This window comes from Halomonas sp. 3F2F, from assembly GCF_014897805.1.
Lineage (GTDB): Bacteria > Pseudomonadota > Gammaproteobacteria > Pseudomonadales > Halomonadaceae > Vreelandella.
Map to the genome: position 1 here is coordinate 37251 of NZ_JABUZE010000175.1, position 13284 is coordinate 50534.

Sequence of the window (13284 nt, forward strand, 5' to 3'; positions counted from 1 at the left end):
GGGAGCTGACCCACATGGCGCTGCCAGTAACGGTGGTGTCCAATAAGCGCTTGGCTTACCATTACTCCCTTTGAATCAACAATGGCTCACGACGCGCAAAAAGGTAACGGAATGCTGGAATCCCTAAAAGGGGCATGGCGCTATCGCCAGTTTATTGCCACATCTATCCGCCACGAGTTGGTGACACGGTTTGCCCGTAGCCGCATCGGCGGCGCTTGGATGATCATTCATCCGCTGTCAATGGTACTGATTTACGCGCTGATCCTATCTGCTGTACTGGCAGCGAAGCTGCCGGGTATCGATAGCCAATACGCCTACGCTATCTACCTAACTGCAGGTATGCTGGGGTGGAGCCTGTTTAGCGAGATTCTTAACCGCTGCCTTGGCGTCTTTATTGAAAACGCCAACCTAATGAAAAAGCTAGTATTCCCCAAAATCGCCTTACCGGTGATTATCACGGGCTCCTGCTTAATAAATAACCTTGCCTTATTTGTGGTCATTTTGGTCGTCTTTGCCGTACTTGGTCACTTCACCCCAGCAACGCTGCTCTGGGTGCCAGTACTGACTGCCATTACCATACTGTTGGCGCTAGGGTTAGGGCTGATGCTGGGTATTTTAAACGTCTTTATTCGTGATATTGGCCAGCTAATGCCCATAGTAATGCAGTTTCTTTTCTGGTTTACCCCAGTGGTCTACCCAGCGGAAATAGTACCGCCATCATTACAGGCAATTTTAGCGTTTAATCCCCTATTCCATTTAGTTGGCGCCTACCACGCTGTGCTGGCCTATGGCCACTCGCCTTCCCTTATGGCGCTGGCCGGTTTAACCCTGTTGGGAGCAGGGCTTGTGGTTGTCAGCGCGATGTTGTTCCGTAAAGCCAGCCCGGAAATGGTGGATGCTCTATGAGTCAATCAACCGATTCACAGTCAAACCAATCACAAACAAACCAGCCGTTGCCAGACCAGGTATCGCCAACGTCCCCTAAACCCCTGCTGGAGGTTCGCGAACTGGGCAAAGCTTATCGCCGTTACCGTAACGAAATAATGCGCGTGGCCAGCTGGTTCAGTGCTATTCAACCTGAGGAAGAGACCTGGATACTGCGCAATATCAATTTTGATATTGCCCAAGGCGAAGCCGTCGGCATTGTTGGTCAAAACGGCGCGGGTAAAAGCACACTGCTCAAAATGATCACCGGCACGCTGCGCCCCACCGAAGGTTACATACGCACCCATGGCCGCGTTGCCGCTATTTTAGAGTTAGGCATGGGCTTTAACGGTGAGCTGACCGGCCGCCAAAATGTTATCCACTCCGCAGGGCTGATGGGCTTCACTCACGCCCAAATAGACGCTGCGATGGCCGACATAGAAGCGTTCGCCGAAATAGGCGACTACTTCGACAAACCCATGCGGGTTTACTCAAGCGGCATGCAAATGCGAGTGGCCTTTTCGGTAGCGACCGCCTTCCGGCCAGACATACTGATTGTGGATGAAGCGCTCTCGGTCGGGGATGCCTATTTCCAGCATAAAAGCTTTGACCGCATACGCGAATTCCAGCGCCAAGGCACCTCGCTGCTGATTGTTTCCCATGACAAAGCCGCCATACAAAGCCTGTGCGACCGCGCGATCCTGTTAGAGCAAGGCGAAGTGCTGCAAGACGGCCTGCCTCAAGACATCATGGACTACTACAATGCGATCATTGCCAAAAAAGAGAATGCTCAGGTAGAGGTGACGCCACTAGCCAGTGGTCAAATTCAAACCCGGTCAGGCACCGGAGAAGCCCGCGTTTCCCAGTTAAGCCTGCATGCAACAAACGGCAACCCGCTGGAAGTGGTTGACGTTGGTCAGGAAGTAGAGCTGCGAATCCATATATCTATCCAGGCTGATTTGCCGCAACTGGTGGTGGGCTACAAGCTCAAAGACCGCGTAGGCCAAGAAATATTTGGTACCAATACCTGGCACACACACCAAGTAGAGCATCAGCTAAGCGCAGGCGAAACACTCATCTATCGCATGCGTTTCAGCGCTAACTTAGGGCCAGGAAGTTATTCGGTGTCAACGTCTCTGCACAGCAGCGACACTCACCTAACCCATAACTATCAATGGGTCGACCACGCGCTAGTCTTCCAAGTGGTTAATATGGAAAAAGACTTCTTCTTGGGGAGCAGCTGGGTCATGCCTACTATCGACTGTGAGCGCCAAGCCGCGATAAGTTCAGAACCTAACGAGTCAGTGTAATGGATTTTTATACCCGGTTTACCAACCACTTTCGTGGCGAAAAAGACGCTATTAAAGAACGCCTTAAAGTTTACGTACCGTTACTGGCGCCGATTATGGCGCGCTACCCAGAAGCATTGGTGGTTGACCTAGGCTCAGGCCGTGGCGAATGGCTCGAACTCATGCAGGAAAATGGCTGGCCCGCCAAAGGTATCGATACCAACGAAAGCATGGCCAGCGCCTGTAACGCAAGCGGCTTGCACGTTGAAGTTAACGACGCGCTAACGGCTTTGCAGCAAATCGAAACCAATACGCTGGCGGCGGTCACCGGCTTTCACATTGCAGAGCATATTCCTTTTGACAGCCTAGTAACCCTGATTCAAGAGGTGCATCGCGCGCTCAAACCAGGGGGAGTTCTCATCCTAGAGACACCCAACCCAGAAAATCTAACCGTTGGGCTATGGAGTTTCTACCTTGACCCCACCCACCTGCACCCGCTGCCTCCGCCACTGCTGCATTTTGTAGCCACTGACAGCGGCTACGCAAAAGCCAATATTTTGCGTTTAAACGGCCCCACGCCGCCCCCTGAAAACGCACCGCTGCGCCAATACTTGGATTGGGTGGTTTCCGCCTACCCTGACTATGCACTCGTGGCGCACAAGCAAGCCGATGATCTTAGCGCCCCCTGGTTCGACTACCTTGATAAGCTCACAGAGGCTCAGCAAGGCACCCTAGAAACTCTGGCTGCCAAGATCGAGGCACAAACCGAACAACTTGCTAAGTCCGAAAATCAACGCGCATCCGCCCTGCAAGAACGCCAGCACTACCTGCAGCAAACCAAGCGTCTTCAGCAAGAAATAGACAGCATTTATAACAGCCGCTCCTGGCGTATTACCAAGCCGCTGCGCAGCGCGATGCACTTCCACTATCAAACCGCCCAGGCAAGTGGGAAGTTACTACGTCGCCTAGCGCAAATACCCTGGTTAAAACGACTAGCGCTAAAAGTACTGGATCGCTTTCCTGGCCTAAAAGTCCGCATTTTAAAGCGCATGGCCGCAAGTGATGGTTTATTTAGCCGAGCAGGGCAATTCCGGGAAGAGGACTTCCAGAACCTGGATGCCGATGTCACCGCCGCGGTACGTAGCGAAGCGCTCAGCCTGCGCGATGCCCCCTTGGGCGGAAACGCTGACGTTCCAAAAGGCATTCGCTTGGAAGGCCATATTAACGGTAGCTACAGCTTGGCCGCGGTAAACCGCCACCTGCTGACGCGTTTAATGACCAGTGAGCAGTCGCCCGTACTATGGCTGGCGCCCCACGAGGGCAGCCCAGAACCCAGCGTACGCAGCACACCTGGGGGCGAAGCAGAAGTGGCTCAACTGAATGCACTGACCGACCCCATCGAGTGGCAGACCGTGGCAGAGCAGCAGCGCATTGCGCTTTATCATCATTACCCGCTCATTGAGCCTGAGCCAAGCCACGGGCTACCCATTGCGCTGTTTTTCTGGGAAGAGTCATGGGTGCCGGAAGAGATGATAGCCACCCTGAATGAGCATTACGCAGGCGTAATCGTCACCGCTTGGTTTGTTAAAAAAGTACTTATGGATAGCGGCTGTAAACTGCCTATTCACGTGGTCGCGTTACCGCTGGTGGCAAATCCGCATGCTGCCCAGAGCAGTGCACATGATCTTGTACGCGTCGCTCAGCAGCAAACCGTTAATTTACTCCATGTCTCATCAGCCTTTCCGCGTAAAGGCGTAGACGTGCTGCTGCAAGCATTTGAGCAGCTGGCCGCCGTCGACCCAACGCTGACGCTCACGGTTAAAACCTTCCCCAACCCCCATAACCAGATGGAAGGCTGGGTAGAGCAATACGTCAGTGCAAAATACCGCGAACGTCTGCACATCATTATTGATGATTATGACGCCGCACAAATGGCTGCGCTCTATCAGGCGGCCGATATAGTCGTGTTGCCCACCCGTGGCGAAGGACTCAATATGCCGGCCATCGAAGCCGGGGAGTTCTCCCGCGCACTGATCGTTACCGGCTACGGCGCCCACACCGATTTCACTCCGGCGCAGCATGCCGGTTGGGTGAACTACTGTTTCGACCATGCCCAATCGCACTTCAGTGCCGGGCAGGCCGTATGGGTAGAGCCCAGTGTGGCAAGTCTTACCCGACAAGTGCAGCAGCAGATCCAGCAATTGCGCCAACAGGGGGAAGGGGCAACGAATGCCGTGAGCAAGTTCCACGACGCTATTCAGCAGCGCTTTTACTCGCCTGCTGCGGTAGAGTCCCTGTTAGCAGCGCTAGCGCGCCTGCAGGCCAGTACCCAGCCTGAAGTGCCGCCTATTTCACTGAGCTTGTATACCTCATGGGACGAACCCTGCGGCATCGCCCAATACAGTGCTCATCTGGTAGAAGCGCTGCAAGCAACTAACTCAGTATTGAGCGTTTCAATCAATGCCCCGCAGTTTAGCAAAGGCCAGCGCCCCTCCTCAGGCGAACAGGAAAACCAGTTACCGGTAAGCCGTAACTGGCAGCGCAGCCAAAGCCCTACGTTAGCAGAAGCGGCTGGTAACGTAGTCTGGCTACAGCACCACTTCGCCTTTTACGAGCTAGACCGCGATCTGCAGTATCAAGTCGAGCAGTGCCGTCGCCAGGGCAAGCGTGTCTATATCACCCTGCATACGACCCGCCCAGTGATCGACTTTGACACTGTCCGCAGGCACACAGTGTCAGCAACACTTGCCGCCTTTGATCGAGTGTTTGTTCACACGTTAGACGACCTCAATTACCTAAAGCGCATCGGCCTAACCGATAACGTCACCCAATTACCACAGGGAGTGGATGCCGGCCAAGACGCTTCAGTGTCTATCAACAGCCAAGCACCTGTGATTGGCAGCTTCGGCTTCTTGCTCCCCCATAAAGGAGTCAATACCTTAATTGAGGCTTTTGCGTTGCTGTGTAAAAAGCAGTCGTTACCAAAGGCTGCCATATTGCGACTGATTACCTCCGTACGCGATGAGCCCAGCTCCCAGGAGGAACTGGCCCGCTGCCAGCGAACCGCGCAGCGCTTAGGGGTCGAAAAACAGATTGAGTGGGTGACTGACTTCCTTCCCCTGGAAGAGGCCCGGCAGCGCCTGGCAGAGTGCAGCGCCGTAGTGCTGCCTTATCAATATACCCAAGAGTCCAGCAGTGCTGCTGTACGCACGGCGGTCGCTGCATGCCCCAATATTCTCACCACGCCAGCGCCTATTTTTGATGAAGTCAAAAATATCGTTTGGCAAACCCGCGGCTTCGACAGCCAAGACATTGCCGAAGGCATTACCCATGTATTGAACGCCTCAGAAACCCAGCGCAAAGAGTATCATCAGGCCCGTCATCAATGGCTGGAACAGCGCAGCTGGCCTGCCTTGGCAAAACGCTATGAAGGCTTGATGAAAGCAGCCCTGGTTGACCAAGCGCTATGCCAAAGGCATGAGCGAAATCAGGTTGACACCCAAGGCTAGCCCGCCACAATACCTAACGCACCCGGCTGCCTCTGCGGCAGCCTGTACCTCCATGCGTTAATCCAGAACTTACTATGAAGAAAGGAACTGCGTCATGAACGCGATCGTGACAGGAATTACGGGCCAGGACGGCGCTTATCTTGCTGAGCTACTGCTAGAAAAAGGTTACACCGTGTACGGTACATACCGCCGTACCAGCTCGGTCAATTTTTGGCGTATCGAAGAACTTGGCATACAAAACCACCCCAACTTGCACTTGGTGGAGTACGACCTTACCGATTTATCCTCCAGCATTCGCCTAGTGCAGCAGTGCAAGCCCCGTGAAATTTACAACCTTGCCGCGCAAAGTTTCGTAGGCGTCTCGTTTGACCAGCCCATTACAACGGCCGAGATCACCGGGCTGGGCGTGGTGAATTTATTAGAAGCGATCCGTATCGTCGACAGCTCCATTCGTTTCTATCAGGCTTCCACCTCGGAAATGTTCGGCAAAGTACAGCAAGTGCCGCAAACCGAAGCCACTGATTTCTACCCGCGCAGCCCTTACGGCGTGGCCAAGCTCTATGCTCACTGGATGACCATTAACTACCGTGAGTCCTATAACATCTTCGCCACCAGCGGCATTCTGTTCAATCATGAGTCGCCCCTGCGTGGCCGCGAATTCGTCACCCGTAAGATTACCGACGGCGTTGCCCGCATCAAGCTCGGCAAACAGACCCACTTGGCTCTGGGTAACTTGGATGCCAAGCGCGACTGGGGCTACGCCAAAGAGTACGTGGAAGGCATGTGGCGCATGCTGCAAGCCGACACCCCGGAAACCTACGTGCTGGCTACTAACCGCACCGAAACCGTGCGTGATTTTGTCACGCTCGCCTTTAAAGCGGCGGATATTGAACTGCGTTGGGAAGGCGAAGCCGAACAGGAAGCCGCCGTTGACGTCGCTACCGGTAACATCGTGGTGGTCATCGACCCGAAGTTCTACCGCCCGGCCGAGGTAGAACTGCTGATAGGCAACCCGGCCAAAGCCACCCAAGAACTCGGCTGGCAGCCTAACACCAGTCTGGAAGAACTGTGCAAGATGATGGTAGAAGCCGACTTGGAACGCGTCAAAAATGGCACCGGTGCATAAGCCACCCGGGCCACTAAAGCGGTAAGGAGCCACCATGCAAACCTGCCTAGTCACAGGCGGCAGCGGCTTTACCGGCCGTTATCTGATTGCCGAATTAAAACGTCAGGGGCGCCGCGTGGTGGCCCTGGCCAGCCAGCCTTGCGGCGCCGATGAGCACCACGCGATAGACCTTAACGATGCGGCTGCGCTCGCCGCGCTGGTCAACAGCGTAGCGCCACAACAGGTATACCACTTAGCGGCGCTGTCGTTTGTGGGCCACCCCACGCCGCTGGATTTTTACCACGTCAATGTGCTCGGCACCGAAAACCTGCTCAAAGCAGTCAGTGTACTGCCAGACCCGCCAAGGGTACTGTTGGCCAGCAGTGCCAATGTGTATGGGGCCAACGGCCAAGCGGTGATCAGTGAACAGGTGTCCCCAGCACCGGTGAACCACTACGCCAACTCCAAAATGGCTATGGAGCATATTGCTAACACCTACGCCGAACGCCTACCGCTAATGATTGCACGACCTTTCAACTACACCGGCCCAGGGCAAGCAGCGCACTTTTTAGTGCCTAAAATTGTGCAACACATACAGCAGCGGGCGAGTGTGATTGAGCTGGGCAATACCCACGTAAGCCGCGACTTTAGCGACGTACGCGACATAGCCAGCATTTACTGCCGGTTATTAACGGAATGGCCTGTTGAGGCCAAAAGCGGCAGCATTGTTAATGTGGGCAGTGGCAAGGCGGTGTCACTAAAAGACGTTATTCACCGACTGGAAATGTTGGCAAACCATACATTAACCATAGAAGTTAACCCGACGTTTGTTCGAAGCAATGAAATACCGGAGCTAAAGGCTTGTACTCAGCGTTTAAACGCCTGGTTGCCTAGTTTGAAACGCTATTCACTGGATCAAACGCTGGCCGACATGCTCGAAAAAGCACCTGATTGAAGGCTATGCAACGATGACATCATAAGGAAACGCTGTTTTTTATTGGCAATAGCCTTGATCTATGGCAAGCTTAAACCATGCTAAGTTAAAAGAATGAGCAAAGGGTAACCAACACCTCATTAGGTTATCTTAAAATGCAATCAATATGGAAAGCATTAGCGAAACGTTACAAAACGGGTAGAAGCAAAAATAGCAGAAACAGAATTGATAGAAATAATTCAAGTCTTGCCAAATCTTGCATTGCACCCGATGATGTTTTTTTACTAAGCTCAACCTATTGACTTACCTCAAGGGCTACGGGTAAAACGTAGCTGCGAAATGTTGTGACGGTATAAAGTGTTCGCCGATAATTCAGCGATGCCTAAACCGAAACGCAAGGGATGAGTGTCAGTGTTGATGGTTTTTCATCAGCCTGATCTCTGGAGCGAGGCCTCGCTCACGGCCGCGCTTGCCATACAGAGCTAAACGCGGCTAATGTCGATTCGACACTTAAACACGGAGTTACATCAATGGCTTTAACTACTACCCAAATTCAGCAGCTTTATACGGCTTATTTTAACCGTACAGCTGATCAAGAAGGGATCGATTACTGGCAGGAGCAGGGCGTTAGCGAATCTGAGCTGCGTACATACCTAGGGAAACGCTGATCAATTTGTATCTGGGCAACTGAAGCGCTCAATGTGACCCGAGTATTGTCACCGCGATCAATCTTTAGCCACTGTCAGTGCGTTTTTTAACTGGCAGCCTTGTTTTCCGGCTGCCCTGCCGAATTCAAGACACACTAACCCCATCAATATGCCTCTGACATCGTCCCGCCAGTACCAGATTGGCCAGTGCAAATAAGCTAAACAGCTGCGCCTGGTTCTTGGCCAGTCCCTTGTAGCGAACCTTGCGGTAGCCAAACAGGTTCTTGATGACATGAAACGGGTGCTCGACCTTGGCGCGGATACTGGCCTTAGTCTTTTCGAGGGCCAGCAGCAGCGCTTTCTTCCGGCTGTCTTCCATTCGCTTGATGGCGCCGCGTCTGGCAGCGGCGCAGCACCGAGTGTCCGGGCCATGCTTGCCTTCACCCAGATATTTCTCCATGCCGAGATAACCCGCGTCGCCGTATATTCGCTTGTCATCCTCACGAACCAAATGCCCTGTCATGGTGACATCGGCGACATTAGCCGAGGTGGCGGCCACACTGTGGGTCAGCCCCGTCACGGCATCGACGCCAATATGGGCCTTCATCCCGAAGAACCATTGATTCCCTTTCCGGGTCTGCTTCATCTCTGGATCACGTTGCTTGACCTTGTTCTTGGTGGAAGGCGCCGCCGCCACAATGGTGGCGTCAACGATAGTGCCCTCGCGCATGAACAGGCCCTGGTCAGCCAGCCTGGCATTGATCTCTTCGAAGATCCGTTGGGTTAGGGCATGCTTCTCCAGCAGATGGCGAAAGCGAAGCAACGTGGTCGCGTCGGGAACACTCTCGATGGCAAGATCGATACCGATGAAGTCACGCATGGCCTGGCTGTCATAGATGGCATCTTCAAGCGCTTCGTCGGCCAGTCCGTACCATTGCTGAAGGAAATAGACCCGCAACATCCGTTCCAGACCAATTGGTGGTCGACCGCGCTTGCCCGCCGAGTTCGGAAAGTAGGACGGCGACAATGCCTCGATCAGGCGTTGCCATGGCATTAGGGCATCCATCTGTGCCAGGAACCGTTCCCGGCGAGTGACCTTCTTCTTGTTCTGGTGCTCAGCCTGAGCAAACGAGATCTGCTTCATCGGAAACTCTGTCGGACAATGGAAATCCCTATTTTACCCTGCCGATGGTACTTAGGCAGCAACGACCGTATTTATGCAGCGTTTCCCTAGCCAATGACGATCAGCCTGAATACGTAGAACTCTACGGCGACCGTACTCGTGAAGAGCTGGTAACCGCTATCTACCAGAACATGTTCGGTCGTGAGCCAGAAGCAGAAGGCCTGGAATACTGGGTTAACGGTGACGGTGCTTCCGTACCGGCCAGCGAACTCCCGCAGCTGTTCATCTCTGCCGCTTCTGACGAAGACGCTGCAGCGTTCGATGAGAAAGTCGATGATCAGATGCCGACGCCGCCGGGTAGCGACGAAACTATTCGCCTGACTCAGCAAGCCGACAACCTGGAAGGTGCCGACGGTTCAGACACTACTTTCGAAGCTCCGGTTACCCAGAACGAAACAGGTTCTGGCGCACTGGCCAACACCTTTGAAACTGGCGACCGTTTAGACGGCGGCGCTGATAGTACTAACGTACTGCGTGCTGACCTGATCGCGACTGGCACTATCCAAGACGGTCTCTTGGGCAGCCAAGGCGTTACCATTTCTGCCGAAACCACTAACGTTCAGAATGTGTTCCTGCGTGCTCAAGCTAGTCAAGTAGACTATGGCGCTGACAACACCACTTTCCAGGCGACTATTGACGCTGAGAAGATGGCGGGCGTTGAGCAGTGGTGGACTGATAACAGCCGTGCCAATATCCGCATCGAAGATATTCGTACCGCTACCGACGAAACTACCTTCGGTATGCGTGAAACCGATCCGGAAGTTGGCTATGAAGCTTACTTCAACCCGCTGTTCTTGGAAGGTGATGTCAGCTCTGACTCTGAACTGAGCATCGTCATTCAGGAAATCGATGGCGACCAAGTGCTGGCTGCTAACGAACTGCAAAACATCACTGTTCGTGAAGTTAACTTCACTGTTGGCGGTGAAAACGTCACTTTGTCAAACGACGAGATCTCTGCTGCTAACACCTGGGCCGAGCTTGAAGCTGCCATTGCTGCTGAGATCGAAGCACAAGATCTTGAAGGTCTGAGCGTTTCTCACACTGGTAACGGCCAGTTCGTGATCGACGATGAGCAAGGTCGTCCGTTCGAAATCGTTGAAGGCGAAGCGCTGATTTTCGGTGCGACGGCTGATATTGACGTACGTAACCGCGTTGAAGTGGGTCGTTTAGAGCAGGAAGGCCCGACTCAAACCACACTGGTACTTGACGGTGCTGGTAATGGTTCTCGCGGTGGCGACGTTAACATCGCCGCTATGTCTGGCGACCGTGGCATCGAAGTAATGGATGTTCTGGTTGATCGTGACAGCCACATCAAGAGCCTGCGTTCTGAAAACAACCCTAATTCAGTACAAGACTCTTTCTCTGCTGAACAGCAGTTGGAAGAAGTTAACCTGACCCACGTCGCAGAAGGCGCACAGGGTACTTTCCAGGTTGGCGCACGTACAGTTGACGAGAAAGGTGTTTCCACTACTATCGACGATCGTCTGTCTGTAGACGTTGACGAAGATGGTCAAGGCGACAGCGGTCTGCGTGACGTTCGTGTATTCAACGCCACTGGCTACAGCTCTGAAATCAAGCTGGCTGCCGAACTGTCAATTGACGTATTTGACAAGTACCTGGCTGGTGCAGAAGAGACTGTTCAGTTCAGCTACCTGCTGGGCGACGCGGGCAACAACCTAAGCCTGACCGTTGACAACCAAGTAGCTTCCGACCCTGATTTCGCTCTTGAAATCATCGGTGGTGACAGCAGCGATCGCGTCAACCTGACTGATCTGGCTGTGAAGAACTCTACTACCGTTGATCTGGAAGGTGGCGAAGAGAACACCGTTGAAGTTAGCACCACCACTGGTGCTACCGCTGATGAATTCGGCAACTTCACTCGCGCACCTGGCGATATTAAATTCACTGCTGCGCAAACTGCCTTTGGTGAGTTCGTTAACGTTGATCGTTTAGTTGTTGCAGACGACAATAACACTCGCCAGAACATCGTTACCGGCAACATGACCGCTATCGATGGCAAGGAAATTGTTATTGCAACAGACTTGGCTTCTGATGTAGCTGGCAATCCCATTGCTGAAACTGGTGTTAACACCGATATCGTTCAGGCGCGTATTGACACAGACCTGACCGTCTCTGGTAAGAATCAGACCCTGGGTTCACTCAACAACAACAATGACCAGTTCATTGGCGTTGTCGACGTGATCAACACCCGTCCGATCCCGACCCAGAACAACCTGGAAGTGCTGCTTGACAACACTGCCCGTTTGGATGGCGAACTGACTGTTGAAGCATTCAACGTCAGCACTGAAGGTGCAGGTACCAGCGCGGTTCGTGAGCTGGATCTGACTTCTGGTGGTCGTCGTAACACTGAAAACCTGGTACAAAGCGCTGCTTTGGCTGGCGTTAACAAAGTTGACCTAGACGGCACACAGAACCTTGACCTGCACATTGCAAACATGGGCTCTGGCGCTTCTGTTGTTGACGGCTCTGACCTGGGCGGCGACCTGGATCTGGCTATGAACGCTGGTATCCTGAACGGCGCAACTGACGTCATTACCGGTACTGCTGCAGAAACCGACACCCTGGCTGTGTACGGTGGTGATGCACAGGCAACTGTTACTGGTTTTGAAACCATTCAGTTGGGTCTGGCTGTAAACAACCAGTTCAACGGCGCGTTTACTGGCTTCTCTGGTGAATTCAACGCCGCTGCGGTATCCGGTGTTGAGCAGTACAACATTGCAGCCCTAAGCGGTGCAGCTGAGTTGATCAACCTGTCTGGTTCTGAGGTTGTAAACGTTGCAGCGAATGGCACTGACGCAAACCTGACGTTTATCGCTTCTGACCGTGCTAACGGTAACGAAATCTCCGTTAACTTCGCAGGCGATTACACCAGCGAGCTGTCTGTTCAAGACTACCGCACAGTTACACTGGGTCTAGCTGCAGAGACCGATTACGACTTTGATCTGGATCTGGAAACTGCTGACGGCACCAACGCAGGTACTACTTACGCTCGCACACTTGAAGTTGTTGGTGGCGGTGTAGATGCGAATGGTGATGTTACTACTACGCTGAACATTGGCGATCTTGACACTGCCCTGAGCACTGTTGACCTGTCAGGCTTCGAAGGTAACCTGCTTAATGCACAGTGGGCCGCAGAAACTGGCACCAACGGTACGATTGTTGCTAACGCATACAACTTTAGCTTCAACGTTGGCGGTGATGGTTCGAGCTCTGAGTTCATCTCTAGCTTCGACTTCAATGCCGACGCTGATGAAGCTGGTGTGGTTTGGGAGATCACTAACTTCCAAGTGTTTGACAACGTAGACGTTACGCTGTCTAACCAGTCTATCATCGACCTTCGTGACCTGGGTGTTGATAGCGCAGCAGACATCGTTGTTGAAGATGCTAATGCCTTCTTCACAGCGCTGGATGGCGATGCACAGCAAGCTTACATCGACCAAGGTTACTCAGCAGCAGACTTTGCAGCTGGTGACACTGTTGTCACTTCAAGCGAAGGTCTGGACTTCACCATTCTGTTGAACGGTGTTGCCTCTACAGACCTCGTAAATGAAAACTTTGCAGGTATTGCATAAGCTGCCTTTGGCAACTTATTGACTGCACTGTAGTCGTACTAAGGCCACCCTACGGGGTGGCCTTTTTATTAGTGAGTAGCATTAAGTCGCTCACAATACG

Annotated in this window: 8 protein-coding genes; 7 read left to right on the plus strand and 1 reads right to left on the minus strand. The window is 53.1% G+C overall.

Translation table 11 applies throughout. The annotated features are described in order from the left end of the window. Positions 1 to 111: 111 nt before the first annotated feature. From INT21_RS17560 to INT21_RS17585, 6 genes are all read left to right on the plus strand, one after another. The gene (locus INT21_RS17560; protein ID WP_193060320.1) at positions 112 to 906 is read left to right on the plus strand and encodes an ABC transporter permease; all 795 of its coding nucleotides are present in this window, start codon (positions 112 to 114) and stop codon (positions 904 to 906) included. Further along, on the plus strand, positions 903 to 2234 hold the full coding sequence (locus INT21_RS17565) for an ABC transporter ATP-binding protein (protein WP_193085542.1): 1332 nt from the start codon (positions 903 to 905) through the stop codon (positions 2232 to 2234). Before INT21_RS17560 ends, INT21_RS17565 begins: the two co-directional genes overlap by 4 nt. Then, positions 2234 to 5722: a glycosyltransferase gene (locus INT21_RS17570; RefSeq protein ID WP_193060318.1), complete on the plus strand. Its 3489-nt coding sequence runs from the start codon at positions 2234 to 2236 to the stop codon at positions 5720 to 5722. The genes INT21_RS17565 and INT21_RS17570 overlap by 1 nt, the downstream gene beginning before the upstream one ends. Positions 5723 to 5816: 94 nt before the next feature. Further along, positions 5817 to 6848, plus strand: coding sequence for a GDP-mannose 4,6-dehydratase (gene gmd / locus INT21_RS17575; protein WP_193060317.1), 1032 nt, complete (start codon positions 5817 to 5819; stop codon positions 6846 to 6848). 34 nt (positions 6849 to 6882) lie between these two features. After that, positions 6883 to 7782, plus strand: coding sequence for an NAD-dependent epimerase/dehydratase family protein (locus tag INT21_RS17580; RefSeq protein ID WP_193085543.1), 900 nt, complete (start codon positions 6883 to 6885; stop codon positions 7780 to 7782). Positions 7783 to 8291: 509 nt separating this feature from the next. Further along, positions 8292 to 8429: a DUF4214 domain-containing protein gene (locus INT21_RS17585; protein WP_193085544.1), complete on the plus strand. Its 138-nt coding sequence runs from the start codon at positions 8292 to 8294 to the stop codon at positions 8427 to 8429. A gap of 124 nt (positions 8430 to 8553) precedes the next feature. On the opposite strand, the gene INT21_RS17590 is transcribed toward INT21_RS17585, so the two are convergent. Then, the gene (locus INT21_RS17590) at positions 8554 to 9552 is read right to left on the minus strand and encodes an IS5 family transposase (RefSeq protein WP_193085295.1); all 999 of its coding nucleotides are present in this window, start codon (positions 9550 to 9552) and stop codon (positions 8554 to 8556) included. 44 nt (positions 9553 to 9596) lie between these two features. Between INT21_RS17590 and INT21_RS17595 the strand changes: the two genes are divergently transcribed. Continuing rightward, positions 9597 to 13184, plus strand: coding sequence for a DUF4214 domain-containing protein (locus tag INT21_RS17595; RefSeq protein ID WP_193085545.1), 3588 nt, complete (start codon positions 9597 to 9599; stop codon positions 13182 to 13184). The last annotated feature ends 100 nt before the right edge of the window (positions 13185 to 13284 follow it).

Bases quoted from the DNA above. Each gene is read 5' to 3' on its own strand.
- INT21_RS17560 (WP_193060320.1), top strand. From the start codon at position 112: ATGCTGGAATCCCTAAAAGGGGCATGGCGCTATCGCCAGTTTATTGCC.
- INT21_RS17565 (WP_193085542.1), top strand. From the start codon at position 903: ATGAGTCAATCAACCGATTCACAGTCAAACCAATCACAAACAAACCAG.
- INT21_RS17570 (WP_193060318.1), top strand. From the start codon at position 2,234: ATGGATTTTTATACCCGGTTTACCAACCACTTTCGTGGCGAAAAAGAC.
- gmd (WP_193060317.1), top strand. From the start codon at position 5,817: ATGAACGCGATCGTGACAGGAATTACGGGCCAGGACGGCGCTTATCTT.
- INT21_RS17580 (WP_193085543.1), top strand. From the start codon at position 6,883: ATGCAAACCTGCCTAGTCACAGGCGGCAGCGGCTTTACCGGCCGTTAT.
- INT21_RS17585 (WP_193085544.1), top strand. From the start codon at position 8,292: ATGGCTTTAACTACTACCCAAATTCAGCAGCTTTATACGGCTTATTTT.
- INT21_RS17590 (WP_193085295.1), bottom strand. From the start codon at position 9,552: ATGAAGCAGATCTCGTTTGCTCAGGCTGAGCACCAGAACAAGAAGAAG.
- INT21_RS17595 (WP_193085545.1), top strand. From the start codon at position 9,597: ATGGTACTTAGGCAGCAACGACCGTATTTATGCAGCGTTTCCCTAGCC.